The sequence below is a fragment of the Streptomyces sp. RLA131 genome (genome assembly GCF_056270125.1).
Genome location: NZ_JBWDOQ010000002.1, coordinates 4,356,973 through 4,381,839, shown reverse-complemented (window position 1 = coordinate 4,381,839; position 24,867 = coordinate 4,356,973). Strand labels below are relative to the sequence as shown.

Genomic DNA, 24,867 nt, shown 5'->3' with positions numbered 1-24,867 from the left:
CAGGGAGGAACACCATGTCGCAGTGCCAGCTCGCGGAGGACCCCGAGCCCTCAGAACCCATCCCGGCCGGACCACTCTTCGTGCCTGTCCGGCCGGGACCCGTGGGCTGTACGGCCCGTTTCTTCCGCACTCCGCTGGGCGGCCGTACAGCCGTCGGCTTCACCACCGAGCGGCAGCTCATCGCCACCCTGGGCACCGGCCAGGACTGGATCAGGCTCTCCGAGCCCGCGCTGCGCGCCCTCGCCACACCGCTGGGCGTCACCGCGCTCACCGTGGATCCGCAGCTCGCGGCCCCGGCCCCGGCTGCCACTCCCCAGACGAGGCCGTGGCGCGACTGGGATCCGCAGGCCGACGCCGCCCGCCTGAACCTGCTGATCGGCTGAAGGGGGACCGCCATGACCACCGTCTCTGTGGCTCCGGAAGGCACCCCGACCCCGCCCCCGCTCGTTCCGGGTGAGCCCGGGCCGTTCGCCGTCTGGCCGGCCTCCGCCCGGCCCGCCCCCAGCGGCGACGTCTGCGTCGGCGGGGTGTCCCTGGCCGAGGTCTCCGACCGCTTCGGCACCCCGCTGTACGTCCTGGACGAGCACGAGGTGCGCGACCGCTGCCGTACGTACCGCACCGCGTTCGGCGACGCCGACGTCGTCTACGCCGCCAAGGCCTTCCTGTGCCGGGCCGTCGCCCACTGGGTGCAGGAGGAGGGCCTCGGCCTGGACGTCTGCTCCGCCGGGGAACTGGAGCTCGCGGTCACCACCGGCTTCCCGCCGGAGAAGATCGTGATGCACGGCAACGCCAAGAGCCCGCAGGACCTGGCCACCGCCATCCGGCTGGGCGTCGGGCGCATCGTGATCGACAGCACCTGCGAGATCGCCCGGCTGGCCACGCTCGTGCCCGTCGGCACCCGCCAGAAGATCATGGTGCGGGTCGTACCCGGCATCGCCGCCGGCGGGCACACCGCCATCCGCACCGGCACCGAGGGCCAGAAATTCGGCCTGTCCATCACGGACGGCTCGGCCCAGCACGCCATCGCCCGCATCCTCGACCAGCCGGGGCTGGACCTGGTCGGCCTGCACTGCCACATCGGCTCCCAGGTCACCACCGTCAAGCCGTACCTCGTCGCCCTCCGCCGCCTGATCGGCCTGATGGCCCGGCTGCGGGACCAACACGGCGTCGCCCTCCCGCAGCTGGACCTCGGCGGCGGCCACGCCGTCGCCTACCGGCCCGGCGAGGAAGCCCTCGACGTCACCGCCCTGGCCGCCCGGGTACGTACCGAACTCGCGAACGGCTGCGCCCGGGCCGGACTGCCCGTGCCCCGCCTCACCATCGAGCCGGGCCGCGCGGTCATCGGCCCCGCCGGTGTGGCCGTCTACCACGTGCTCGCCGTCAAGCGCACCGGCGACCGTACCTTCGTCGCCGTCGACGGCGGCATGAGCGACAACCCCCGACCCGCCCTGTACGGCGTCCGATACGCCCCCACCCTCATCGGCCGCCGCAGCTGCGCCGCACCGCGCCCGGTCACCGTGGTCGGCCGGCACTGCGAGGCCGGCGACATCCTGGCCGACGACGTACCCCTGCCCGACGACATCCGCCCCGGCGACCTGCTCGCCGTCCCCGTCGCCGGCGCCTACCACCTGTCCATGGCCTCCGCCTACAACCTCATCGGCCGCCCGCCCGTGATCGCCGTCGCCGACGGCACCGCCCGCGTCCTCGTACGGCGCGAATCCCTCGCCGACATGAGCAGCCGCGACATCGGCCTGTAGCGGACGCATCCGGCGTCAAGGACGCGCCAAGACCGCGGAGCGCGGCGTCAGGGAAGCATCAGGGCCGGCTTCGTGGAGATCCGGCGCTCCTAGCGTCAGCTCCATGCGACGAAGGACGCACACCGGGACACCTGGCGCCACGGCCGGCGACCGCCACTGGCGCGGCGACGCCCGGTACGCGGTGCGCTGCGCGCTCCTCTTCTACGGCTTGGCCATCGTCCTCGACGCGGGCGCCGGCACCCTCACCCTGTACCGGGCCGGGCTGTGGACCGTGCTGGCGGCTCTCGTCCTCGCCGTCGTGCTCCCACCGCGCGTGAGAGCGGGCGAGGGCTGGCTCGCGGTGCGGGGAGTGCTGCACGAGCGCCGGGTGCGGATCGACGCCCTGACCGAGGTGCGGCAGTACGAGGGCATCCCGGCGCATCTGCTGCTGCGGGACGTCGACGGCCGCTGATGGAGCTCGATCCTCGGGTCCTGGTCGCCAACGCCCTGCTCTGGCACGAGGTGGACGCAGGCGTCCGCCGGTCCCGCGAACGCGGCACCCTGCGCTCCGGGACGGACGTACTGCAGCGGCTGAGCGAGCGGATCGACGGCCCGGAGGCCCGGGCAGTGTTCCGGGCCTCCGGCCTGGAGTAGCCCGCCCCGGCAGTTCGCATCGACGGAGTCAAGCGCCAGTAGGTAGGGACTTGGGCTTGCGCAGCAGCCACTGTCCGAACGTCCGACGTGGGGGCCGCACCACGACGCGGCCAAAGCTCTTCTTGCCCACCAGCTCCACTCGCAGCGTGATCGGCGTACCAGGGGCCGGAGCCTGACGGATCTTGACCTTGCTGTGTTCCACTGTCAGGGCATCGGCATCGACCACGATGCCCGGCTTGGTGACCAGCGTCAGGGTCTTGCCGCGCATGTCCACGTCGATCCGCAAGGTGTCCTGCGTAATCACTGCCTGAGTGAAGTCGAGCGTCACCTCGCACCACTCCGCCGCAAGCTCCAGCCTCCGTGGCACCACCCAGCGCCCCACACGTTCGACCGCACTGAACCTCTGGTCGATCCGGAGTACATCCTTGACCTCTGCTACGGCCACGCCGGCCACGACCGACACGGGCGGCAGGTCAGCGGTGAGCGGCGTGAGTTCGCTGACGGTCCGCGCGGACAGGGCGGCCTCCAGGCGCTCGTCCAACTCGGCCGAGGTCAGCAGGCCGTCCCCCGCCGCGATACGCAGCACGTCCACCACCCGGTCCCGGTCCGCATGAGAGGCGCGCAGTTCGGGCGACGAGCCGGGGCCGGAGCGCTTCCCGGTGGGCGAGATCTCTCCCGACATGCTTCCGTCCTGGTTCCGTCGAACGTCTTCGCGCGACGCGGACAGCGGCGCGACTAGAGGACTAACGCTATATCGCGATATGAATCCCGGCCAAGCCCGATGCAAGAAGGAGACGCGATAGTCAGCGTCGATCCGCATTTCGGCCGGCCTGGGCACCATCGCCGATCTGGGCTTCGTCGACCTGGACGACGAACCCGACAACCGTTGCCTCGGCCAGGGTTCCGGCGGCGGGTTCCGGGCCGCCCGGGTCTGCGGTGCAGGTGATAACACAGTAGAGGCCGTGGTCGGGGAGGCCGCAGCGCGCAGGGCGGAGGTGAGGGCGACCTGGTGATACCGCTGGCCCGGCTGCAACCTGACGGGCCCTGAAGTAGGTGGCCGTAGACCTGCCGCACCACTTCCTCACCAGGCGGAGCGGTATCCCACGGGGAGCAAAGGGCACCAGCGGTCAAGGCTCACACCACCCGCCGCGCCAGCAACAAGCGGCCTGACCTGCACACACAAGCCAGAAGGCCCCTGTGATTCCCAAGCTCAGAGCGCGGGTTCGATTCCCGTCACCCGCTCCATACTTAAGCCCCAGGTCAGCGGCCTGGGGCTTCGTCATTGTCGGCTGCGCCAAGCTCGGCCGCAGCGGGCTCCGGGCGTCCCCTCTCCTCCGAGGCCCGAATGTCAGAGGCGTCAGGCAGGGTGATTGAGGACAGCGCTGCCCCGGATCCGCCCGGGGCGGGCGAGGGACCTCCGGAGAGGCTGGTATGCCGAAGATCGCAAAAGGGCGGCGCGTGGCACAGGCTGCAGTGAACGCGCTGCGCGCCCTACTCGAAGAACACGATCACATCGTTCAAGAGATATCCGGGCAGAACGACTTCGGCGAGGACCTCTACGTCACCTTCACCGTCAACGGGGATGTCACGAGCGACACGATCAAGGTCCAGGTCAAGGGTGGGGGCAGCTGGCGCCGAGGCAACGGCTACGCGGTGCGTGTCGACCGGCACGGCGACACCTGGGCGAACGGGAACATCCCCGTCTACTGCGTGGTGTACGACCCGGACGCCAAGAGACTGCACTGGGCGAACGCCACCCAACAGCTCCGCCGGTTCGGTCCCCTCAATCCGCCACGCTTCATCGGCGTCAGCCCCAACGCGGTACTGGACGACACCACCATGGAGTCCTTCGTAGCCCAGGCCCGCCGCTACGTCGGACGCTACCGAGGCCGACAGGCCGTCCTCACTCACCTGGGCGAGATGTCCGGAGTCGAATTCGACCCGGGGGACCACGTTCTACACTTCGTCAACGGTGACGACGAGGACCTCATCTTCTGGAAACGCCCGGGGGACGCGGTGGCGACGCTGCTGCTCAGCACCCAAGGCTGGGAACCGGTTCTGGTCAGCCTGGAGTCCCTGATGCGCTCCGAGCTTCCGATGCCGGAGGACGGAAGAGGCGGCGGACCCGCCGACCTCGACCTGTGGACCGCCGAAGACCTGGAGCTGAGCCGATCCGAGATCATGTGGGCGGCCTCCTGCTTCATCTCCACTCGGCAAGCCGACGAAGGACCGGAGAGTGACCTCGTCGGACCCGTCGAGTGCGAGGGGTGTCCGAGCTGCACGGGCGAGGAGCCCGAGGAGCACGGCGGAATCGAGGCAGACGTGATCCACGATTACGTCCTCGGCCGCATGCTCGACCGGATCGAGGCCGAGCCCGACCTAATGCAGCGCTCGATCCTGGCCGTGCGCGAGGACGGCGAACTCGAACCGGAACTCGTCGCCGAGCTCGGCCCTCTCGAAACCCAGCCACGCATCGTCCGCCAGGTGAACAAGCTGAGCCGGGCGACGGTGGACGACATTGAGCCGGACGCATTCCGGCTGGCCATCCTCTACCTCATCCACCGCATCTACATTGGTGGCCCCTCGCTCCCCCTTGACGAGCAGGTCCGAATCGTCTGGCGCATTTCCGAACCCGAGTCCACGGCGTCCAAGGGGATCCGGAACAGGTAACTCGGGGGTGCACCTCGCGGATACGCTCCGGGCCCACGATCCACGGAAGCAGTGTCCTCGCTGCGACTTGACCGAGGTGACCGGCCACGACACGGCAGGTCTGGGATAATCGCGGCATGGCATCAACGTCCGGCATCCCGGACTCGGGGCTGCGCCGCGAGAAGTACGCCCGACGGCAGCCCGTAGAGCTCGCCGAGCTCACGGGCCCCACCTATGGCACGGTCACGCTCCCCGTCCACCTGGCGTGGGCGGGCCTGGCCCGGTTCGACCTCGACCAACCGCGGCTGCGGATGAGCTACTACCGCATCATCCTGGCCGAAGGCATGCACGACGACCTGGTGCACTACCTCAACCACAGCCTGCTCATCAGCCTGTGGCCCGTACTCCGTACGCTGATCAGCCGCGACCTCCGCGACGCCTGGGAGAACACCTTCCCCGAGCTGGCCTCCGCCGCCCGAACCGCCGCGTGAACCTCACCGACCTGCACCGCCGCCTACTGGCCGATATCCTCGCCGTCGGTGGGGACTATCCGCTCGCACTCACCGGGGGCTACGCCGTACAAGCCCACGGTCTGGTCAGCCGGCTCAGCCGTGATCTCGACGTCGCCACCGAAAACCCCGACCCCCTGGCAGACATCGCTGCCAACGTCGGGCCCGAAGCATAGGTAGGCTTTGTGCCACCCGGTATCCCCGAGAAGCCTCCCGGATGCACAGCGCATCGCCCATCTGGAGACGACCGATGTCCGAGCAGCACACCTGCGTGCCCGACGGGCCGCTGATCCCCATGCCCCCGCTCACGCCTGCCGCGCTGCGAGCAGCCGTCGCACAGATCGCTCCCGGGTATCTGCCGGCCTTCGTTGAGCACTTGGACCAGGCGGCCGAGCAGGCCGCAACCCAGAGCACCATCACGCCACTGCAGTCCTTCCTCACCTGGTGGGGCGACTTCGTGGCCCTTCAACGGTACCCGGCCAGAGCCGCACGCCTGCACGAACTGGAGACGGCAGCGGCAACCGCGACCGATCGCGATACTGCCCGGCCCCTGCTCGCCGAAATCCGGCGCATCATGGATGCAGCGCGCCTTGAGGCTTCCGCGTGACCGATCGCTGGACGTGGGACTACGACCCGGACGCCGAACACGTCGTCGGCGGAATGCCGCAAGCAGTCGTGGCCGAAGTTGAACGGCTGGCCGGACAACTGGTTGAACTCGGCGCTGACGCCGCTCAGGTCGGGCGCGGGAAGCTGCATGGCGGAGGGCTGCGCAGCCAGGACATCTTTGGAGGGCGCGGCTTCTTCATGTTCCTCGCACTGGAGCGCCTACGCCTGATCGTCGTCACCCAAGTGACCTGGACGGGCTGACGGCGTCCAGCGCCATCGGGCTGGCGACGAAGGTCATCTGAGTCGCAGCGTTGCACCAGATGCTTACCAGAACCAGCGGTCAGCCACGGACAGCACGGCGATACGGCCCCCAAGTCGGACGAATACAAGGCGGCGTTCTCGCAGTTCAGCGCCCACGTAGCTGCTCAATCAGAATCCCAAGCTTACTCAGTGCGAATGTCACATTGCCCGGCCGCGATGTCTCTGTGGTAACAGGTACGTGGTCCGCACCATAACCGTCGAGCCCTCCGCATTGAGCACCTACTGGATCTGAAGGCCGTCCATCATGGCGCCGATTCCTGGGCGAGCGCCACGACGTCGGTGCCCTCTGTGGCTCTCTCTCAGGCCTGGGCTAAAGGGAGCTGAGACGAGACCTTTCCATCAGATCAATGACGTAGTGAACGAGTTCGAGGGGTGCTGTGGTTGCTGCGAAGATCCTTCGGTCAACCCCCCTCTCAGGGTCAAATCTTCCCGCGTAGATCAGCACGGGTACGCTGACGTTGTACTGCTCCAGGATCCGCAGCATCTTGACGCCCGCCTGTGGATCGCCTTCTCGATCGAGATCGCTGATAATCACGTCGTACGGTCTCCGGCGAAAGAGCGGCACCGCCTCCTCGGTAGACGGGGCAAGATCGATGTGCATGCCAGCGGCACGGAACAGCTCCACGAGCGGTGCGTTACCTTCGGGGCGGTCATCGACCCAGAGCACCTTGCCGCCCTGGAGCACGTCGGCTGCGTGCTCCAGCCTGCCCAACGCCGTTCTCCTGCCCGCTGCGGTAACGATGCTTCGACTGCCCTCCTGGGCTCGATCGAGCAACTCCCCAGCAAGGTCAACTTCAACGCCCAGAGCCCGAACAGCGGTTAATCGAGGGACCACGCGTTGGACGATCGTCCCCCGAAGGGTGAAGTAGGTGGTGGCAGCGAAAGCCACCCAGAGAACGGCAGGGATAGTTTCAATAAGCTTGATCCATATGGCCTGAGGCATCCGTACATCGTGGAGGCTGCCAGGCAACGTGCGCTACCAGCGGAGCGTGATGGGAGTCCGGGTCGAGAACCCGTACGCCGCGCGCCGCGAGTTCGCTGACGGGGAAGTCATCAAGGTTCCAGGTGATCAGCGCGGTTGCCCCAGCGGCCACGGGGCCGCGGAGTGGTGTCGGTCATCCGGGTCGCCGCCGGGCATCCCGTCGACGAGGTGGGCATAGGCAGGTTCCGGGATCTCACAGTCCGCGAAGGACCGGCGTATGGCCCGGGTGACGGCTGCGGCCGACTCGGCCGAGCGTCGTTGTTCCCGGACGATGACTCGCTCCCACTCCGACAGGAGCCGCTGGGACCACACGACCTCGTGGACCGAATCCTCCGTGAGGACCGGCATCAGATCCATGACAGAGAACGGGAACAGGACGTTGGTGTCCACAAAGACCCGCGCCGGTGCGCCTTCCCCCTCGATCGTTCAACACGCCACAGCCGGACTCAGTAGGGCAGCTCTGCTTCGTCCATCGCCTCGGCGATCTGCCGACGCCCCTCCCGTCGGCGCGCACGGCGCTCCTGGAACACCACAACATCGGCGAGACGCACGACCCGATGACGACTGCCGGGCAAGTGGGCCGACGGGCAGCCCGCGCGATGAACCTTCTCACAAAATTATCATCGAAATTGTGAACAATCTTGGGCTCCGGCCTGCAGTCTGGGACTTGAATGCTGCACAACCCGACCTGCCGACGGTGTCGCCAGGGCGGTGGGGCAGGTACGGCTGTGACCACATAACCCACTGCACGAGGAGGTCTACGGGTGGACATCAACCGCAGAACCGTTATCCGGAGCGCCACGGGCGCCGCGGCCCTGGCCGCGTTCGGAATCGCCGAGGGCGCGGCAGGCTCGGCTTTCGCCGGCACCTCATCGTCGAGCAGCTCGTCGAGCACGTCCTCGGCGTACTCGCTGGAGTTCGATTCCACCGCCTGGTCGTACGACTCGACCAACGACGTGTACTACCAGATAGGGAAGGTGTACGTCGCGAACCCGGCCGCGACGGACTACGAGAACCTGTCGATCTACGTGCCGGGTGCCTATTTGACGGCCACCGCGAACAGCGATGGGGCCACGTACACCGCGACGGTCAACCGGAAGGGCACCGTCGGCGAGTACTCGGGACGCACCGCGCCGATCGTGATCCCGCTCAACACCCCCGGCTACGCCGCGCAGAAGCCGGCCACGTCCTACAGCTACAGCAGCGTGTCGCAGTACCTCGAGGCCGGGCACATATACGTGTGGCCGGGCCTGCGCGGCCGGGACAGCTCGACCAGCACCCGCTCCGACGCGGCCCCCTGGGGCGTGACCGACCTCAAGGCCGCGGTCCGGTTCCTCAGGTACAACCGGAGCGTCCTGCCCGGCAGCACGGACAACATCGTCCTGTTCGGCATGAGCGGCGGCGGCGCCCAGGACACCGTGGCGGGCACGTCCGGTGACAGCCCCCTGTTCCACCCGTACCTGCGCACGATCGGCGCGGCGATGGAGGACGCCAAGGGCCGGCCCCTCAGCGACGCGGTCGCCGGCGTCATGGCCTGGTGCCCGATCACCAGCCTGCACGAGGCCAACCTGTCCTACGAGTGGAACATGGGCCAGTTCGCCTCGACCAGCACGCGCGCGTCCGGCACGTGGACCAGCGCCTACTCGACGGACCTTGCGAAAGCCTGGCCCAAGTACCTCAACCGCCTGGGTCTGCGCGACGAGCACGGCAGGCGCCTGGAGCTGACCGAGTCCAGCAGCGGCATTTACCTGGCCGGCAGTTACTACGACCACCTGATCGAGGTGATCACCACCTCGCTGAACCACTTCCTGTCCGACAACACCTTCCCGTACACCGTCACGACGAGGGGCGGGCCGCCCGGATCGGGCTCGACGGGCTCCTCGACCACGTACGAGACGGTCGCCGACTACATCGCCTACCTCAACACCGACAGCACCTGGGTCACCTACGACTCCACGACCAACACCGTCACGGTGTCCGGCCTCGAGGGCTTCGTCAACAGCCAGAAGACCGCGAGCAAGCCGGTCGGCGCGTTCGACGGGTACTCCCGCGGGCAGACCGAGAACAACGTCTTCGCAATGGGGCTCGCCGCTCCGTCGCACTTCGCGCCGCTCACTCGTGACGTCATCAAGGCGAACCAGACGACGTACGCCACGTACTCCGACTGGGAGTCCGCCTATGGCGCCTCGGCGTACGACAGCGACTTCGCCCAGAAGGACAGCGTCGGCAAGGACATGACCTGGCGGGCCGACGCGTACAACCCGCTGTACTTCCTCTCGCCCGCCTTCGGCGGCTACCGACGGTCGCAGGTGGCGCGGCACTGGCGCATCCGCACCGGCATCATGCAGGGTGACACGGCCAACACGACCGAGATCAACATCGCGCTGGCCCTGCAGAACTACGGCATCCGCAACGTCGACTTCGCCACTGTGTGGGCCCAAGGACACACAGAGGCCGAGCGCACCGGTGGCTCGACGGCGAACTTCATCAGCTGGGTGGAGTCCGTCATCAAGAAGTGATCATCAGTTCGGACAGCCCGGGCGCCTGACCGACGAGCCTCGATCAGGCGCCCGGCACCGAACCGGAGGCGCTCCCCGGCAGCACAACCTCCCGCGCTGCCCAGCGCCTTCACCGTTCCGCAAGCCGCTCGGGCACTTTCCCGTCGGTGACACGAGCCGCTGTTCTCTCCTGCCTGGTGCGGGCGGCGCACAGAGCTCCCGAACGGGGCCGGTGCACTCGGCGTGGACCGGCCACCGTTCACGGCTGTCTACTCCCGTAGCGTCTTGACCGCTCCTACCGCGGCGAAGCACAACCCGGCCGTCGCGCCGAACGCGGTCCCCGCGTACAGGATTACGTCGGCGATTCCCGTCCCGGTCGTGTACTTCAGCGCGGCCACGCACACGGCGACCAGCGCGGAGAAGAGAACGATGATCAGCAGCCACAGAGCCCAGGTGATGGACGAGGCGGGGCCCGTGGTGTCGGAGCTGGTCATGGTCGGGGGCTTCCTTTCGCTGCCTTTGCGAGCTGCGTTGGTGAGGGCCATGCAGTGCCGCTCATGAGCGGCTCAAGGAGGAGCCCTCGGGCCCGCATGATTGCCGCCGCCAGCTCTCGGTGGGCGGTGGACCGCTCCCCGAGCAGTACCAGCAGTTCGGCGATCTCCTGTTGCACGTCGAGGGGAGGCAACAGGACTTCCTGGCGTCCCAGTGCGGCCTTGGTGATGAACGGGGCCGCAGTAGCGGCCGCTCGGTCCCTTACCCAGTTGACGGCGTGCGGTCGGCTCAGCGCTGTGAGGAGGTAGCGGGGCATGACCTCGGCATCCCCGCGGCAGCGAAGCCTGATGACATTGGAACTCATGAGCCACCCCGCCTGGTCCCACTGCACCAGGGCGGGTGACCCCATGGCGCCCGAACGGACACAGACGATGTCGTCTGCCGCCAGTCGGTAGCGCCTCAGCCGTTCGGCGAGTTCTGGCGAGACACGCTCGTCGCCGTCGCCGCTCACGCATCCGTCCCGCAGGTGCTTGGGGAAGACGACCGGCACCGCGCCGTGCGGAGTCCGGTCCTTCGGTGCCAGCAGCGCGTGCGACGGGCCGGCCTGGATGTCGCACAGCTCCGCGAGTGTGACTTTGCGCTGGGGCGCCTGACGCACCCGGTCGGTCGCAAGGACGGCACGCAGTCCTGCGGTGCGCTCGTCCAGGTCCTTGCACCTCTCAGTCAGCGACGACACCTCGGCCCAGGCTTGCGCCTCGGCGCTGCCAGACGTGCCGCTGTCCAGGACCGACGAGCCGCCGATGTGGTCGATCGGATTGAGCGAGTAGTCGGTTCGGCGCAGCGCCTCCCTGCCGACGCGCGCGCTGGGTACGGTCATTGGAGGGAGACCGCCCGGCTGGTCAGGTTCGGCCCCCTGGCGAAGGGCCAGATATGAGTCGATGACGGCGTGGACGTCGTCGTACGCGAGAACGCGCCGGCCGCCGCGCCGCACATCGCCCAGATTCCGCGCGTCGAGGAACAGGACATGGTCCCCGGCATCGGACGGATGCCGCATCAGCCACAGGCACACGGGCACCGAGGTGCCCGAGAAGAGCTTGTCCGGCATCGCGACGACGCATTCCACGACGCCGCGCTCCACCAGCGCATGACGGATGGCCCGCTCCGCGGTGTTCCCCGAGTTGCCCGCCTTGTTCGGCATGACCACCACAGCGCGTCCGCCCTCGGCCAGAACGGACAGGACGTACTGGGGGTAGGCCAGGTTGTCATTGCCGACCGGAGGAGCGCCGTAGGGCCAGTGCCCGGTGCGTGTGGTCTCACGCAAGGCGTCCTTCATGTTGAAGGGCGGGTTGGTGAGAACCAGGTCGACCGGCTCCCGAGGCCATGTCTCCTCCCACGGCCGCCCGGCGGTCTTCAGCTGCAGGACGAAGCGGACTCCTCGCAGGGCGAGGTTCATACTCGCCAGCGACAAGGTCACTCGCTTCGGCGTCTGCCCGAGGAGTTCGGGCAACGGTTCATCGGCTGCGCCAGGCCCTCGTCCCGCCCACAACGCGATGTCGGCCGCCGCGCCGAGGAGTTCACCACCGCGGAAATACGGGTCGTACACGCGGCTCAGGGAGGTTTCCCTGGCAGCCCGTCCAAGTGCCGCCATCAGATGGGCCGCTGGGAGCGGTGTGAAGAACTCCCGGCTGCTCAGACGCGCCGCCTCCTCGTAGCCCTCGATGATCAGCTGGAAAGCATGAGGGCTGAGCCCACCGACCAGTCGGACCACCTGCACGAGGTCCTGGAACTGCCTGGGTTCCAGGCGAGCCAGGGCATCCTGCATCTCGGACAGGACTCCCTTGCCGCGCAGTACCGCGTCCGTCCGCGAACCGACAAGCCGCAGCAGGGTACTGCTGGAGCGCGCCCCGGACCCGGAGCCGGACATGGCGTAGGCCTCCAGCTCCTCCCAGCAGGCAGGCTTCGTCACCCGCAGAAAGTGCAGCGCGGCCAGCAGGCTCAGGTAGCCGACCGCCTTGTCCGCGCCTCCCACCCTCTCGGCCAGTGGCCCCATGAGCCTGCGGACGGTTTCGACATCTTGCGGATCCGGCTCTTCCCGGGGGTGAAGCGCGGGCCGATCGTCCTGTCGCGTTGTGCCCTCCTGGGCCGCGAATGTGGACGACCTCTGCCTCCGTACCCGATCCCCGTAGGTGAGGTGATCGCCCTCCCCTGGCGCCCGGCGGCGCGGTGGCACCCGTCTTCCGTCGAGCCAGCGAAGGACCTCGGACTCGTGGAAGTAGTCCTGGCCGACGGTACGCCGGGGGGTGGGGAAGTCAGCCGCTCGCCGCTCCCAGGTGGTGACTGCCACCCGCGTCACACCTGCCATGGCCGCGATCTGGGAACGTGTGATGAGGCGATCGCGATCGCCATCGGACACGCCTGTGCTCTTCTTCATGCCGCGTCGGAACCCTTCGAAGTGCCGCTGAGTGGGCTTTCGTTGGGAATGACTCTAGAGCGTTCACCACATGACGTAGCTATGAGTACTTCCAGTACTCAGATACTTCGTTTGCCTGGCTCATGGAGCCCACAGACGAGAGTCGGCCCCTCGTGCACAGATTTGAGCAGCTTCATCCCGGCAGACGACTCCCATCCTCAGATTAGCGATGCATTGGGCTTAACATCTCACGCCTGGTAGCTGCGGCAGGCCGGCCACCGCCACGGCATGCCGGCCCACACTCTCCTCGCCTTCGCGACTTCCGTTCGGGGCTTCCGCTGCTCCCGCTTGGCCCAGGTCCCGCAGACGCCTCCCGGTCCGACAGCCCCCGGGGGTTGCCGGTGCGGGCGGACCGCCGCACGGACGGGCCCTGCAACCGGCCTGCCGGATGCCGCACTCGTAGAGCCGTTCGACGCCTGCGCCTGGGGCTCTAAGGTGTCCACTGACGGGATCGCGTCAAGACGAACCCGACGGGGCAGAGGGGGAACGGCGCGATGTCGCCTGCCGACGACATGAGACGCACAAGGCGCACAGGGCGCCGCGCATCGGGGCTTCTCGCACTGGCGGGGGCCGTGATGGCGGCCTCGGCGCTGGTCGTGACCGGCACCGGAAGCAGCTCGGCCGCGGATCGCGTGGCGCCCGGGGACGATCAGGGGGTGGTCGGCACCGTCGGACATGCGAAGGGCGCCGGCAGCACCGCGCGGCTCGCCACGGGTGAACGGGTAGGACTGGTCGACGGCAAGAACGTGGGCGTGACGGCGCAGAACGGCCGGAGCACGGGACGGTACGCCATCACGTCGACCGACGGAGACGTCAGCGTGCGTCCGGTGAGCCGGCGGCAGCCCGTGGCCGCGACGGAGATGGCGACGGCCAAAGGGCCGGCGCTCTCGACGATGACGGTCGCCGCGACGACGACGTACAAGGTGAAGTTCACGGTCACCAACGCGGACGTCGTCAGCAAGACGGTCGCATTGTGGAACCGCGCCAACTGGTCCTCCGTGGCCGTGGACAACGACGACAACGGTCCGGACGCCACCGCCGAGCTCCCGCCCGGGGACTACTTCGCCGTCGCCCTGCACAGCGACTGGCAGCAGCCCAGCTACCTCCTGGCCCGGGCCTTCACGGTCACGGACTCAGCTCTCACGGTGCGCTTCGACCAGAGCAAGGCCAAGGAGACAGCGGTCAGGACCGATGACGCCACCGCCGCGCGTGAGGCCTCCGCGGTGTGGATCTCGGTGCCGGGCGGTGATCTGGCGGGCTTCGCCGGCGCCGGCAGCAGCAAGGTCTACACGACGCCGTTCTCGGTCACCGGGACGGCGCTGCGCATCCATGACGTGCTGACGAAGAAGGGCTCTTCGGCCTCCGCGCCGAGCCCCTACCGTTACGACCTCACGTACTCCTTCAAGAAGACCGTGCCCTCCTCTCCCATCGTGACCGTGAGCAGGACGAGCCTCGCCAGGACCAGCACCCCGATCCGGGCGCAGGGCGCCGTCATCCGGGCGGACCTGGAAACCGTGCCCAACACGGGCGAATGGACCGGTGTCTACATCGGCAGCCGGGTGAAGACCGCGGCGACCACCACCGAGTACGTCACCCCGGGCGTCTCCTACTCCCGCCTGCTCTCCTACGGCTCCGGCGACCAGCGCCTCTACCTGCCCGACCGTACGCTGTCCGCCGGCATCACGGCCGGTGTCACGATGGGCATGGCCCCCTTCGGCCCGAGTCCGTTCCCCTCCGGCTCCGTCCGCACCTCCACGAAGATCAGGCTGTACGAGCCGGAGACCGCGAGCGACGCGGCGGGCAACACGGGCACCGACGACCGCTCGAAGTCGTCCTTCCTGCTCACCTCCGGCGGCGAGACCCTCGCGTCGGCCGCCGGCCTGTCCCCGTACGACACACTGTCCGCCACGGTCCCGAGCGGCACGGGCGCCTACGAACTGGAACACACAGTCACCCGCAGGGTCGGCTACTCCCGCCTGTCCACACTGGTCCGCAGCGAGTGGGCGTTCACCTCCACCGGCGCGAGCAGCGGCAAGGAACTGCCCCTGATCGACACCGCACTCACCGCCTCCGGCCTGGACGCCCGCAACGCTGCGAGCACGAATCCCTTGACCCTCGGCGTGACGGCCACCACCCGCGGCTCCGACGAAGCCACGGAGACGGTCACCGGTCTGGCGTACTCGACAGACGACGGCGCCGACTGGACGGACCTGCCGCTCACCACCACGGACACCGGCGTCTCGGCGACGCTCACCGCCCCCGCGACCGCGTCGTACGTGTCGTTGCGCGTCACGGCCGTGAACGACGAGGGCAGCAGTGTCCGACGCACCGTAATCCGCGCTTTCGGCGGCCCGGCTGCCCAGGGCGACGAACAGACCGGCACGACGAAGATCTCGAACGTGGTGGTCGGCAGTGGCAAGCCGGTTGTCCTGACCAACGCCGCGCTCCAGTACTTCAGCGCGAAGTTCACGGCCACCGACCCTTCCGGCATCGCTGAAGGCGGTCTCTACCTGTACCGCGGCTCGTACGGCACGCCCAGCGGCGTTCTCTTCGACACCTGGCCGGCGACGTGCACCGCGCGGTCCGCCACCACATCGGTCTGCGAGACGACGCTCGCGTACATCACGCCGCGCTCCAGCCTGGGCCTCAACAGCCTTGCCGGCACGTGGAAGGTCGCCGCCTGGGCCTGGTCGAACGATGGCGCGAGCCACAGCGATCTGCACACCGCGAAGAGTCTCCTGGTCCAGCGCGACTCCGCAGTCACGGCCAACGCGTCCCCCGAGCCGGTCAAGAAGGGCAAGACCCTGACTGTCACCGGCAAGCTGACCAGAGCGAACTGGCAGTCCGACACGGGCGCCTACTCCGGATACGGCAGGCAGTCGGTGAAGCTCCAGTTCCGCAAGAAGGGCACCAGCACCTACAAGACGGTCAAGACGGTCAAGTCCTCGTCCACCGGCGCCCTCAAGACCACCGTCACCGCGTCCACCGACGGCTACTGGCGCTTCAGCTTCCCCGGCACGACGTCCACCCCGGCAACCTCAGCCGCCGGTGACTACGTCAACGTGACGTAGCCCTAGGGCCCACAAGGCAGGGCCCGACCACCACCGGTCGGGCCTGCCGTCTGCCGACGGCACCATAGGACCACATCCTCACCAGACGGACATCGCCACACGACTCCACGAGTCGGAGATCCTTCACGAGGACTGAGAGCCTCAGCGACGTCATCTCGGGACTGGAAACGGAGCATCAGCCACCGCGCCGGTGCCCCGACCCTGCTCATATGGCGTGCGATCGGGGCGTCGGCCTGTCGGGTGGGCTGGGGGCCGGGAGGGCGCTGCGCCAGTCGGTGGGGTCGGGGGTGGGGCGGGGCGGGGCCACGTAGGCGGGGAAGCCGGAGGTCCAGCGGCGGCTGCCGTCGGGCAGGACGGCCAGCGCCTCCAGTCCGTCGACCGCCTCGATACGGGTCAGGCAGTCCGGACCCATGGCGAAGCCGGCGGTGGCCCAGACGTCGGCCCGGGTGATGCCGGCGCCGGCCACGGTCAGCGACGCCAGGGCGGTCGCCGGCCGGCCGGTGTGCGGGTCGAGGATGTGGGCGCCGCGCTCCGCGGTCCCGGAGGTGGCCACCGCGATGTTCTGGCCGGCGACGACCGCCGTGAGCATGCCCGGTTGCAGGGGGTGGGCGATGCCGATCCGCCAGGGCTGCCCCGGAGCGGGCCCGCCCACCGTCTGGACGTCGCCGCCGCCGGAGATGCTGTGGCGCACCGAGCCGCCTTCCCGCAGCAGGCGGGAGGCCTCCTCGACGGACCAGCCCTTGACGTATCCGCAGGGGTCGAGGCGCCCCGCGGGGCGGTCGCTGAACCAGCCCCCGGTCTCCCGTGCGGCCTCCGCGCAGGCCCGCAGTACGCGGTCGACCTCCGGGTCGCAGGCGTCGAGCGCGAGTTCGCCGCGGTCGAGCCGGCTGATCTGGCTGTCTTCGCGGTACGGGGAGAACAGTTCGTCGATGCGGTGGAGGCGGTCCACGGCGCGTCGCAGCGCGCCCTGGACGGCGTCTCCTCGCGCTCCGGATCCGGCGTCACGGATGTCGAAGGAGAACACGGTGCCCATCACGTGTTCCACGTGCCGCAGCGGTGTGCCGGTCACAGCCCCGCCTGGTCGATCGCGCTCTGCAGCGAGCTCACGTAGCCGCCGCTGGTGTAGGTGGCACCGGATACGGAGTCGATCTGGGCGCTTTGGGCGCTGATCGCCTCCTGGTTGAGGACCGGCAGGGCGTAGCTGTTGATCTCCTGGTCCTTCGGGTTGTCGCTGGGGTACTCCAGCACCTCGATGTTGGTGATCTTCTTGTTCTTGACGGTGATCTTCACCTGGACGGGGCCCCAGCGGGTCTGCGCCGCCGTGCCGGTGAAGGTCCGGGTGGAGGTGGAGGAGCCGCTGCCGGAGCTCTTCGAGGAACTCGACGAGCTCGCACCGGGGCTGGGACTCGCACTCGTGCCGCCGGCTGTCGAGCTGCTGCTGGAGGAGCCGGTGGAGATCGACGCGCCGGAGGTGGTGGTGGCGGTGGAGTGTGGTTTGAGGGAGAGCAGCAGGACGACGCCGGAGATGGTGGCGGCGCTGCTGACGATGATTCGACGCACAAGAGCTCCCGGAGCGTTCGGTATCAGAAGGTGAATGACTCGTGGTGAATGCGGCGGCGGGGCACGCCGGCCTCGCGCAGGGCGCTCACCGCGGTGGCGGTCATCGCATCCGGACCGCACAGGAAGACGTCGTGCTGGGCCAGGTCGGGCACGTATCGGCTCAGGTTGGCCGGGGTGAGCGGCTCGCCCACGTCGCGGCGCGCTCCGATCACGTAGTGGATCCGGGCGCCGCGGGCGGTGGCTATGGCCTCCAGTTCGGAGCGGAAGAGCAGGTCCTCCGGCCGGCTGGCCCGGTACACCAGCGTCAGGTCCCCCGGGGCGGCCGGCAGCGTCTCGAACAGCGCGCGCAGAGGGGTGATGCCGACGCCGGCCCCCAGCAGCAGGACCTTGCGCGACCGGCGGCGTGCGGCGGTGAAGGCTCCGTACGGGCCCTCGGCGCGCACCCGGGTGCCCGGCCGCAGCCGCGCCACCGCCGCGCTGTGCCCGCCCAGGTCCTTGACGGTGAAGCGCATGTGGCGCGAGTTCACGGGGGCGGACAGCGAGTACGGGTTGGAGGCCCAGCGCAGCTCGGGGGTCAGGAACTGCAGCCGGAAGAACTGGCCCGGTTCGGCCCTGAGCTTGTCCAGCCGCTGCCCCGTGAGGATCACCGATACCGTCCCGGGTCCCTCGGGCCGTACTTCGGCCACGGTCAGCCGGTGGCGCCGGTCGGCGAGGAACGGAACGAACAGCCGGTACCAGCCGAGCACTGCGACCGTTCCCAGGTACAGGCCGTACCAGGCGACGCGAGCCGGCGGCTGGGAGACGAGGTCGGCGCCGTTGGACAGCTGGTGGGCGAACCCCAGGGCGACCGACAGATAGGTGGCCAGGTGCAGGTAGTACCAGGTCTCGTAGCGCATCCGACGGCGCGCGGCGCGGGCGGAGACAGCGGCCACGCCCAGCAGCAGCAGGGTCCCGATGGTGGCCTCGAGCATGTCCGGATAGTTGAAGACGATGTCCACCGTCTCGCCCATCACGCCCTTGCCGCCGGTGAGCGCGTAACCCCAGATGATGAGCACGACATGGGCCAGTACCAGGCTGACCATGTACCGCCCGCCCATGGCGTGCCAGCGAGTCAGCCGGTCCGCGCCGACGCCGCGTTCCAGGAACGGCAGCCGGGCCATGAGCAGCACCAACAGGGGTGCGGCGTAGCCGGCCAGCAGCCCCGTGATCCGTCCGGCGTCGGTGAGCCACGCCCCGGTCCCGGAGACCGTCGAGGTGTTCACCCACCACAGGCCCAGTACCGCGGCGGCGCCGGCCCAGATGAGCGTGAGTACCGCTGCGGGCAGCGCCCCGGACGGGATGGCGGGCGGGGGTGCGGAGGGACGGCGGTGGCTGGTCGACTGCTCGTAAGCCGATCGGCCGTCCGCGACGGTGGTCACGACGGGGCCTCCTCACTGCGCCCCGGCCGGAACCGAATGCCCCCGATGTACCGCGACGCAACTCCAACGCTGGAGGCACAACTTCTACGTTTTGTATGAGCGGTGGCCGTCATATGACGACTTCTGCCAGCAAAATCGCAGCTCAAAAGGGGTATAGAGGCCTGGGTGGCCTGCCGGAATGACAGCAGGTTCTCAGGAACTCCTCAGCTTGGCTTTATCCTCGGCGGCCTTGATGCTCCTTGATCGGCCCGCGCGTCCGGCTGTCCTGCCGACGTAGTGGCGCTCGGCGCACCGACCCCGCCGGACGCCGTACGGCCCGATTCGGTGCGGGCCCGTACGGCAGCACCTGCGATCACCGCGAGTGCGGCGACCCCGTATGACAGCGACTGGAGGTCCACGTGCCTGCCCCACAGCGCGCCGCCGACGTAGAGGGCGGCTCCTGCGGCTGGGACGGTGAGCCATTCCCAGCGGCCGTCCAGGGCGACGAGGGCGACGACGAGGAGGGCGTACCAGGAGTACGCGGGCGAGGTGAGGAGCAGGGTGGTGCCGGTGACCAGGAGGGCACCGCTCCAGGGCCGGGCGGGGTCGCCGCGGCGGAGTACGTACAGCGCGGTGAGCAGCAGCAGGATTACGGCGGCCGGGCCGGCGGCCTGGTCGGGCAGGAGGAGGCGCAGCAGGGCGAAGCGGTGGACGTCGCCGGAGTCGTAGCCCTCCTCCTGGAGGTAGCCGGGCAGGTAGCCGAGCACGCCGGCGCCGGAGACGAGAACGTACGGCAGGTAGGCGGCGGCGATGACGCCGACTGCGGGCAGCACGACGCGGGCCGCCCGGCGCCGCCGGAGCGCGGGGAGAGCGCCGGGCAGGGCGCCGGGCAGGGCCAGGACCGGGTACAGCTTGACGGCGATGGCGGCGCCGAGGAGCGCTCCGCGCCTGGCGCCGGCGGTGGCGGTGCCGAGGGCGAGGACGGTGAGCAGCACGCCGAGGGTGTCGACGTGGGCGTTGTTGACCGCTTCGACGGGGACGGCCGGGCACCAGGCCCACAGCGCCGCCGTTCGCGGGTCGCGGCCGCGCCGTCGCAGGACGAAGAGCAGGGCGGCGGTGGTGCCCAGGGCCAGCACCGCGCCGCCGGTCTGCACGGCCTTGCGGCCGCTGCCGTCCGGGGACAGCTCGTGCACCGCGAGGAACCATCCCTCGGCGACCGGCGGGTAGATGGTGTGGACGGTGGGGCGGTTGATGTGGGTGCACACGCCGTCCGCGGCGTGCAGTTCCAGCTTCCGTACGAGGTCGTGGTCCCGGCAGGCGGCCGGCGGCGGGAAGAGCCGGCTCTCGCGCAGCGGGGCGAGCTCCGGCGCCGACGGCGGGTAGGTGTACGGGGAGATCCCGGCGGCCTGCACCGTGCCGTCCCAGGAATAGCGGTACATGTCGCTGCTGGTGCTGGGCGGTGCGGTGAGCGCCGCGACGGCGACGGCCGCCCCGCCGACGAGGACCAGCACGGTCGCGGCCCGGACCGGCACCTTGCGCACGGCCCGGGCGGCGGCTGCGAACAGCGCCCAGGCGATGCCGTACCGGAGCAGGATGCGACCGGGGTCGGCACGGATTCCGCCGCTGTGGACCGCGAGGAAGACGGCAGCGGTGAGCGCGGCGAGCAGGGCGGCGGTGACGGCGGTTCGTGTACGGATTCCCACGTCGCCACCGTGCCAGCGGCCGCCCCCCGGAAACGGTGACGCGGGGCGGGACGTCCGTATTCCGTAAGGTGTTCAAAGCCGTGCTCAGCGGGGGTGGCGCGGTGTGATGGGGGCATGGACACCAGCCGCCCTCCGCGCCTTCCGCGTCTGCCGCAGTTCCGGCGGCCGCCGCGTCCGCCGCTTCCGGTGTTCAGGGGGCGCCTGCACGACCCCCGCACCGCCACGGTGATCGGCCGCCTGCTCGGTGCGGCGATCCTGACGGCCTTCGTGACCGGCCTGATCAGCCATTACCTGCAACAGCCACCGGGCTGGGCGGTGGACGTGCTGCCCAGCCGTCCGTCGTGGGGCTACCGGCTCACCCAGGGCCTGCACGTGGCCTGCGGCATCGCGGCGATCCCGTTGCTGTTCGCCAAGCTGTGGACGGTCTACCCCCGGCTGTTCGAGTGGCCGCCGGTGCGGTCGGTGGCGCACGCGCTGGAGCGGCTGTCGATCGGGGTGCTGGTCGGCGGCGTGCTGCTGCAACTGCTCACCGGGCTGCTCAACACCCTGCAGTGGTATCCGTGGCCGTGGAACTTCAGGCCGGCCCACTGGGCGCTGGCCTGGGTCGCGGTGGGCGCGCTGCTGCTGCACATCGCCGTCAAGGCCCCGCGGATCGCCGCCCACTGGCGGCGCCCGCAGCCGGACGCCGACGGGCCGGACCGGCGGGCGTTCGTCGCGGCGGTGGGCGCGGCCGTCGGGGCGGTGACACTGACGACCGTCGGGCAGTCCGTCACCCCGCTCAAGGACTTCGACCTGTTCGCGCCCCGCCACCCCGACCACGGCCCCCAGGGCCTGCCGGTCAACCGCACCGCGGCCGCCGCCGGGATCACCGCGGAGCGGCTGACGGACTGGCGGCTGCGGGTGGACGGACCGAGGCCGTACGTACTGACGCTGGAGGAGCTGTGGGCGCTGCGCCGGCATTCCGTGGTGCTGCCCATCGCCTGTGTCGAGGGCTGGAGCAAGAGCGCGCACTGGACGGGCGTACGCATCACCGATCTGCTGGACCGCGCCGGCGCCCCGCCCGGCGCGCGGCTGCGGGTGACGTCGATGCAGCGGCACGGGGCGTACGCGGTGATGGAGATGGGCACTTCCTACGCCCGCGACCCGCTGACGCTGCTCGCCCTGTCCCTGAACGGGCGGACCCTCGCTCTCGACCACGGCTTCCCGGCCCGCGTCATCGCCCCGAACCGGCCGGGCGTCCTGCAGACCAAATGGGTCGAACGTCTGGAGGTGCTGTGATGAGGGCACTGCGCGTCACGATCGGTACAGCGGGCATCGCCGCGATGGCGCTGGGCGCCGTCCTGCTGACGAATCCCCACGTGAAGAAGCCCCTGGACGTGCTGGTGTGGCTGATCGGCGCCGTGCTCCTGCACGACGGCGTGCTCGTCCCGGCCACTCTCGCCGCAGGCGCGCTGCTGCCGCCCCGGCTGCGGCGCGCGACCCGGGGTGCCCTGATCATCGCGGCCTGCCTGACGGCGGTGGCCCTCCCCACGCTGCTGCGGCCGGGGCGCCCGACCAACGCCTCGGTACTTCCGCTGGACTACGGACGGAACCTGGTCATCGCCCTCGGCACGGTGGCCGCCCTCGCGGTGACCTGGCACGCGGTACGGCGGCTCCCGCGGCACAGGCCGACCGCTGATGGCGCCGCCGGGCCCGGGCCCGCCGCCGGGCCCGGGCCCGCCCAGGGACCGCCCTCCGAGGCGTCCCCCGGGTCCTCGGCTACCGGTGGGCCGGCGAACCCGCCCACGCGAGCGGACACGCGCGCGCCGCGGCCCCCGCGCCCTGGACCGGACGCCGCACATGGCCCGCCTGCCCCGCCTGCCCCGCCTGCCCCGCCTGCCCCCGAGGACCCTCCGCGCACCGACCGGCGGTAGCCGGACGACGCGCCGTGGGGCACGCCCGCCTCACGGGCGTCGGGCGGCCCCGCGTCATCCCCACAGCTCGACAAAGGTGCGGCCGTCGGCGGTCCATTGGCCGACCGCGGTCCAGCCGGTGAGGGTGGCGGTGCGCAGGAGCGCGGTCGGGCCGAGGCGGGCCCAGGGGAAGTCGCGGCCGTGGCGGCCACGGGCATCCTGGACGCGGACGGTGAGCCGTTCGTCGACGTCGTGCGGGGCCGCCTCGGCGAGCAGGCGGCCACCGGGGGCGATGAGCCGGCGGACCCGGACGAGGAGGGCGTGCGGGTCGCCGCCGATGCCGATGTTGCCGTCGACGAGCAGTGCGGTGCCCCAGCGTCCCTCCGCCGGAAGGCGGTCGAAGACCGAACGCCGCAGCACCGACCCGCCCGCGCCCCGGGTACGGGCGACAGCGGCCGGGCTGACGTCCACGCCGAGCGCCGTCCGCCCGTGCCCGGCGAGGGCGGCGACCAGCCGTCCGGGACCGCAGCCGATGTCCAGCACCGATCCCCGGCAGCGGCTGAACAGCGTGCGATCGGCCGCGTCCGGCTCGGCGCACCAGCGCTCCACCTCCAGCGGCAGCAGCCAGCCGTCGGAGCGCCGCAGGAACAGCGGCCCGCGCCCGGTGCGCAGCGCGTGCCCGTACGGATCGTCGATCCACGGCCCGGCCGGATCGGCCGGCAGCTCGACGAGCTCGGTGAGATCGGTGCCGCTCACCGAACGGCGTCCGTCAGTACCGGACTCGCCGCGCCCGCCGCGCCCGCCGCGAACCGGCGCACTGCCGCCGCGAAGCGCGAACGCGGTACGGCCGCCGCGACCTCGGCGGCGTCGGCGGCGGTGTCGACGTCGCGCAGCGGCGGCAGGTCGCGTACCCGCAGGCCCGCGTCCGTGAGGCGGCGCCGTTGGATCCGGCCGGTGCGGGCGGTGGACATCGGCACACCCCGGATGAGCCCGGGGGCCAGCGCCGGCCGGCTCAGGCCCAGCGTCCAGAAGCCGCCGTCGGCCGCCGGGCCGAACCACGCGTCGCAGCCGTCCCACCCGCCCGGTGCCAGGGCCGGGGCTAGGAGTTCCGGGGTGGCCTGCGGGGTGTCCATGCCGACCAGCAGCGCGGGCCCGTCGTCATACCGGGCGAAGGCCGCCGCGAGCCGTGCGTCGAGGCCGCCCACCGCCTGCGGTACGACCTCGAAGCCGGGCGGCAGCCACGGGCCCGGCGAACCGTCGAGCACCAGGACCCGGCGCCGGGCCGGGGCGCGCAGCACCGCGTCGAGAGTGTCGGCCAGCGCGGCTTCGGCGAGGGCGGCGGCCTGCCAGGGGGCGTACGGGGGCGTGAGCCGGGTCTTGACCCGGCCGGGTACCGGCTCCTTGGCGATGACCAGCAGGGTGACGGTGCCGTTGACGGTGCCGTTCAGGGTGCCGTTCACCGGACGGCCCCTGCCGCGTCGACGGTCCGGTGCGGCTGCCAGGGCCGCGCCGGAGGCTCGGCGAGCACCGCCCGCATGTCGCGCACCGCGTGCCAGGTGCCGCGCCAGGTGCCGGTGACCTTGGAACGGCCGACGCGCGGCGTGTAGGGGACCTCCAGCTCGCGGACCCGCCAGTTCGCGTCGGCGGCCCGGACCAGCATCTGGAGCGGGTAGCCGGAGCGGCGGTCGGTCAGGCCGAGGCCGAGCAGGGCCTCGCGGCGGGCGGCGCGCATCGGGCCGAGGTCGTGCAGCCGCAGGCCCGTGCGGCGGCGGATGAGGCGGGTCAGTTCCAGGTTGGCGAGCCGCGCGTGCGGCGGCCAGGCACCGCGTACGGTCGGCCGCCGCCGCCCCAGCACGAGATCGGCGGTGCCCTCCGTCACCGGCCGGGCGACGGAGGGCAGCAGGCCCGGGTCCAGGGAGGCGTCGCAGTCGCAGAAGCACACCACGTCCGCCGTCGCGGCGCTCAGCCCGGCGTGGCAGGCCGCGCCGAAGCCCCGGCGGGGCTCGCGGACGACGTACGCGCCGAGCGAGGCGGCCAGTTCCGCCGAGCCGTCGGTGGAACCGTTGTCGACCACGATCGCCCGCCAGCCGGGCGGGATGCGTTCCAGCACCCAGGGCAGGGCCGCGGCCTCGTCCAGGCAGGGCAGCACGACGTCGACGAGGGATCCGGCGGGAGCGACGCCTTCAGAAGGCGGAGAGGTCTCTGTCACCCCTCACACCTTACGAAGACGAAAGGGGCATCTCGGAAATCCGGTCCTTACGAAACGCGGACGTCCCCCAGGCGCGGGCCGCCCCGGCGGGTCCCCGGTGTGACACTCGACGACGTGA

The 24,867-nt window shown here is 70.4% G+C and carries 23 protein-coding genes and 1 pseudogene; 13 read left to right on the top strand and 11 right to left on the bottom strand.

Annotated elements, in window-relative coordinates; all coding sequences use genetic code 11:
• The first annotated feature begins 14 nt into the window (after positions 1-14).
• The 4 genes from RWE79_RS20895 (at position 15) to RWE79_RS20880 (ending at position 2,390) form a co-directional block, all read left to right on the top strand.
• A complete protein-coding gene (locus RWE79_RS20895; protein ID WP_475941591.1) occupies positions 15-383 on the top strand; it encodes an SAV_915 family protein in 369 nt (122 codons plus the stop codon).
• Between the two features lie 12 nt (positions 384-395).
• Entirely contained in the window at positions 396-1,757 is a 1,362-nt protein-coding gene (gene lysA / locus RWE79_RS20890; protein ID WP_475941590.1) for a diaminopimelate decarboxylase, read from the top strand.
• A 103-nt stretch (positions 1,758-1,860) separates the two neighbouring features.
• A complete protein-coding gene (locus RWE79_RS20885; RefSeq protein WP_475941589.1) occupies positions 1,861-2,208 on the top strand; it encodes a hypothetical protein in 348 nt (115 codons plus the stop codon).
• A complete protein-coding gene (locus RWE79_RS20880; protein ID WP_475941588.1) occupies positions 2,208-2,390 on the top strand; it encodes a hypothetical protein in 183 nt (60 codons plus the stop codon). Before RWE79_RS20885 ends, RWE79_RS20880 begins: the two co-directional genes overlap by 1 nt.
• 28 nt (positions 2,391-2,418) lie before the next feature.
• Here the strand turns inward: RWE79_RS20880 and RWE79_RS20875 are convergent, their stop codons facing one another.
• Positions 2,419-3,072 (bottom strand): DUF1707 SHOCT-like domain-containing protein, encoded by a 654-nt coding sequence (locus RWE79_RS20875; protein ID WP_475941587.1) that lies wholly within the window; start codon positions 3,070-3,072, stop codon positions 2,419-2,421.
• 776 nt (positions 3,073-3,848) lie between these two features.
• Between RWE79_RS20875 and RWE79_RS20870 the strand changes: the two genes are divergently transcribed.
• The 5 genes and pseudogenes from RWE79_RS20870 (at position 3,849) to RWE79_RS20850 (ending at position 6,415) form a co-directional block, all read left to right on the top strand.
• Positions 3,849-5,060, top strand: a complete 1,212-nt coding sequence (locus RWE79_RS20870; protein ID WP_475941586.1) for a DUF4365 domain-containing protein — start codon at positions 3,849-3,851, stop codon at positions 5,058-5,060.
• Positions 5,061-5,176: 116 nt separating this feature from the next.
• On the top strand, positions 5,177-5,530 hold the full coding sequence (locus RWE79_RS20865) for a transcriptional regulator (RefSeq protein ID WP_475941585.1): 354 nt from the start codon (positions 5,177-5,179) through the stop codon (positions 5,528-5,530).
• A pseudogene (locus tag RWE79_RS20860) lies at positions 5,527-5,709 on the top strand (nucleotidyl transferase AbiEii/AbiGii toxin family protein); the annotation flags it as partial. The gene RWE79_RS20865 and the pseudogene RWE79_RS20860, both read left to right, overlap by 4 nt.
• Positions 5,710-5,798: 89 nt before the next feature.
• The gene (locus RWE79_RS20855) at positions 5,799-6,155 is read left to right on the top strand and encodes a DUF6247 family protein (protein WP_475941584.1); all 357 of its coding nucleotides are present in this window, start codon (positions 5,799-5,801) and stop codon (positions 6,153-6,155) included.
• Complete coding sequence (locus RWE79_RS20850; RefSeq protein WP_475941583.1) at positions 6,152-6,415, top strand: hypothetical protein; 264 nt, start codon at positions 6,152-6,154, stop codon at positions 6,413-6,415. Before RWE79_RS20855 ends, RWE79_RS20850 begins: the two co-directional genes overlap by 4 nt.
• A 370-nt stretch (positions 6,416-6,785) precedes the next feature.
• Here the strand turns inward: RWE79_RS20850 and RWE79_RS20845 are convergent, their stop codons facing one another.
• Positions 6,786-7,418 carry a response regulator gene (locus RWE79_RS20845; protein WP_475941582.1) on the bottom strand — a complete coding sequence of 211 codons (633 nt, stop codon included), beginning with the start codon at positions 7,416-7,418 and terminating at the stop codon, positions 6,786-6,788.
• Between the two features lie 803 nt (positions 7,419-8,221).
• On the opposite strand from RWE79_RS20845, the gene RWE79_RS20840 reads away from it, so the two are divergent.
• A complete protein-coding gene (locus RWE79_RS20840) occupies positions 8,222-9,976 on the top strand; it encodes an esterase (protein WP_475941581.1) in 1,755 nt (584 codons plus the stop codon).
• Positions 9,977-10,224: 248 nt separating this feature from the next.
• Here the strand turns inward: RWE79_RS20840 and RWE79_RS20835 are convergent, their stop codons facing one another.
• Together RWE79_RS20835 and RWE79_RS20830 are read right to left on the bottom strand one after the other, a co-directional pair.
• Positions 10,225-10,449 (bottom strand): hypothetical protein, encoded by a 225-nt coding sequence (locus RWE79_RS20835; protein ID WP_475941580.1) that lies wholly within the window; start codon positions 10,447-10,449, stop codon positions 10,225-10,227.
• On the bottom strand, positions 10,446-12,878 hold the full coding sequence (locus RWE79_RS20830) for an N-6 DNA methylase (RefSeq protein ID WP_475941579.1): 2,433 nt from the start codon (positions 12,876-12,878) through the stop codon (positions 10,446-10,448). The genes RWE79_RS20835 and RWE79_RS20830 overlap by 4 nt, the downstream gene beginning before the upstream one ends.
• A 695-nt stretch (positions 12,879-13,573) precedes the next feature.
• Between RWE79_RS20830 and RWE79_RS20825 the strand changes: the two genes are divergently transcribed.
• Positions 13,574-15,988 (top strand): hypothetical protein, encoded by a 2,415-nt coding sequence (locus RWE79_RS20825; protein ID WP_475941578.1) that lies wholly within the window; start codon positions 13,574-13,576, stop codon positions 15,986-15,988.
• Positions 15,989-16,193: 205 nt separating this feature from the next.
• On the opposite strand, the gene RWE79_RS20820 is transcribed toward RWE79_RS20825, so the two are convergent.
• The 4 genes from RWE79_RS20820 to RWE79_RS20805 all read right to left on the bottom strand — a co-directional run bounded on the left by RWE79_RS20820 (position 16,194) and on the right by RWE79_RS20805 (position 20,648).
• A complete protein-coding gene (locus tag RWE79_RS20820) occupies positions 16,194-17,021 on the bottom strand; it encodes an FAD:protein FMN transferase (protein ID WP_475945972.1) in 828 nt (275 codons plus the stop codon).
• 32 nt (positions 17,022-17,053) lie between these two features.
• Positions 17,054-17,584 (bottom strand): FMN-binding protein, encoded by a 531-nt coding sequence (locus tag RWE79_RS20815; protein WP_475945970.1) that lies wholly within the window; start codon positions 17,582-17,584, stop codon positions 17,054-17,056.
• Positions 17,572-18,966, bottom strand: a complete 1,395-nt coding sequence (locus RWE79_RS20810) for a ferredoxin reductase family protein (RefSeq protein WP_475941577.1) — start codon at positions 18,964-18,966, stop codon at positions 17,572-17,574. The genes RWE79_RS20815 and RWE79_RS20810 overlap by 13 nt, the downstream gene beginning before the upstream one ends.
• A gap of 203 nt (positions 18,967-19,169) precedes the next feature.
• Positions 19,170-20,648, bottom strand: a complete 1,479-nt coding sequence (locus RWE79_RS20805) for a glycosyltransferase 87 family protein (RefSeq protein WP_475941576.1) — start codon at positions 20,646-20,648, stop codon at positions 19,170-19,172.
• Between the two features lie 114 nt (positions 20,649-20,762).
• On the opposite strand from RWE79_RS20805, the gene RWE79_RS20800 reads away from it, so the two are divergent.
• Both RWE79_RS20800 and RWE79_RS20795 read left to right on the top strand, forming a co-directional pair.
• Complete coding sequence (locus RWE79_RS20800; protein WP_475941575.1) at positions 20,763-21,926, top strand: molybdopterin-dependent oxidoreductase; 1,164 nt, start codon at positions 20,763-20,765, stop codon at positions 21,924-21,926.
• Entirely contained in the window at positions 21,926-22,561 is a 636-nt protein-coding gene (locus tag RWE79_RS20795) for a hypothetical protein (RefSeq protein WP_475941574.1), read from the top strand. The genes RWE79_RS20800 and RWE79_RS20795 overlap by 1 nt, the downstream gene beginning before the upstream one ends.
• A gap of 54 nt (positions 22,562-22,615) precedes the next feature.
• Here RWE79_RS20795 and RWE79_RS20790 read toward each other — a convergent pair whose 3' ends face one another.
• The 3 genes from RWE79_RS20790 to RWE79_RS20780 are packed head-to-tail and all read right to left on the bottom strand — an operon-like array spanning position 22,616 to position 24,749.
• Complete coding sequence (locus RWE79_RS20790) at positions 22,616-23,296, bottom strand: class I SAM-dependent methyltransferase (RefSeq protein WP_475941573.1); 681 nt, start codon at positions 23,294-23,296, stop codon at positions 22,616-22,618.
• Entirely contained in the window at positions 23,293-24,000 is a 708-nt protein-coding gene (locus tag RWE79_RS20785; RefSeq protein ID WP_475941572.1) for a TIGR04282 family arsenosugar biosynthesis glycosyltransferase, read from the bottom strand. The genes RWE79_RS20790 and RWE79_RS20785 overlap by 4 nt, the downstream gene beginning before the upstream one ends.
• Positions 23,997-24,749 carry a glycosyltransferase family 2 protein gene (locus RWE79_RS20780; protein ID WP_475941571.1) on the bottom strand — a complete coding sequence of 251 codons (753 nt, stop codon included), beginning with the start codon at positions 24,747-24,749 and terminating at the stop codon, positions 23,997-23,999. Before RWE79_RS20780 ends, RWE79_RS20785 begins: the two co-directional genes overlap by 4 nt.
• Between the last annotated feature and the right edge of the window lie 118 nt (positions 24,750-24,867).

Coding starts and splice junctions, on each gene's coding strand:
- RWE79_RS20880 (WP_475941588.1), top strand. CDS start 2,208: ATGGAGCTCGATCCTCGGGTCCTGGTCGCCAACGCCCTGCTCTGGCAC.
- RWE79_RS20830 (WP_475941579.1), bottom strand. CDS start 12,878: ATGAAGAAGAGCACAGGCGTGTCCGATGGCGATCGCGATCGCCTCATC.
- RWE79_RS20845 (WP_475941582.1), bottom strand. CDS start 7,418: ATGCCTCAGGCCATATGGATCAAGCTTATTGAAACTATCCCTGCCGTT.
- RWE79_RS20820 (WP_475945972.1), bottom strand. CDS start 17,021: ATGGGCACCGTGTTCTCCTTCGACATCCGTGACGCCGGATCCGGAGCG.
- RWE79_RS20875 (WP_475941587.1), bottom strand. CDS start 3,072: ATGTCGGGAGAGATCTCGCCCACCGGGAAGCGCTCCGGCCCCGGCTCG.
- RWE79_RS20895 (WP_475941591.1), top strand. CDS start 15: ATGTCGCAGTGCCAGCTCGCGGAGGACCCCGAGCCCTCAGAACCCATC.
- RWE79_RS20835 (WP_475941580.1), bottom strand. CDS start 10,449: ATGACCAGCTCCGACACCACGGGCCCCGCCTCGTCCATCACCTGGGCT.
- RWE79_RS20795 (WP_475941574.1), top strand. CDS start 21,926: ATGAGGGCACTGCGCGTCACGATCGGTACAGCGGGCATCGCCGCGATG.
- RWE79_RS20885 (WP_475941589.1), top strand. CDS start 1,861: ATGCGACGAAGGACGCACACCGGGACACCTGGCGCCACGGCCGGCGAC.
- RWE79_RS20800 (WP_475941575.1), top strand. CDS start 20,763: ATGGACACCAGCCGCCCTCCGCGCCTTCCGCGTCTGCCGCAGTTCCGG.
- lysA (WP_475941590.1), top strand. CDS start 396: ATGACCACCGTCTCTGTGGCTCCGGAAGGCACCCCGACCCCGCCCCCG.
- RWE79_RS20865 (WP_475941585.1), top strand. CDS start 5,177: ATGGCATCAACGTCCGGCATCCCGGACTCGGGGCTGCGCCGCGAGAAG.
- RWE79_RS20855 (WP_475941584.1), top strand. CDS start 5,799: ATGTCCGAGCAGCACACCTGCGTGCCCGACGGGCCGCTGATCCCCATG.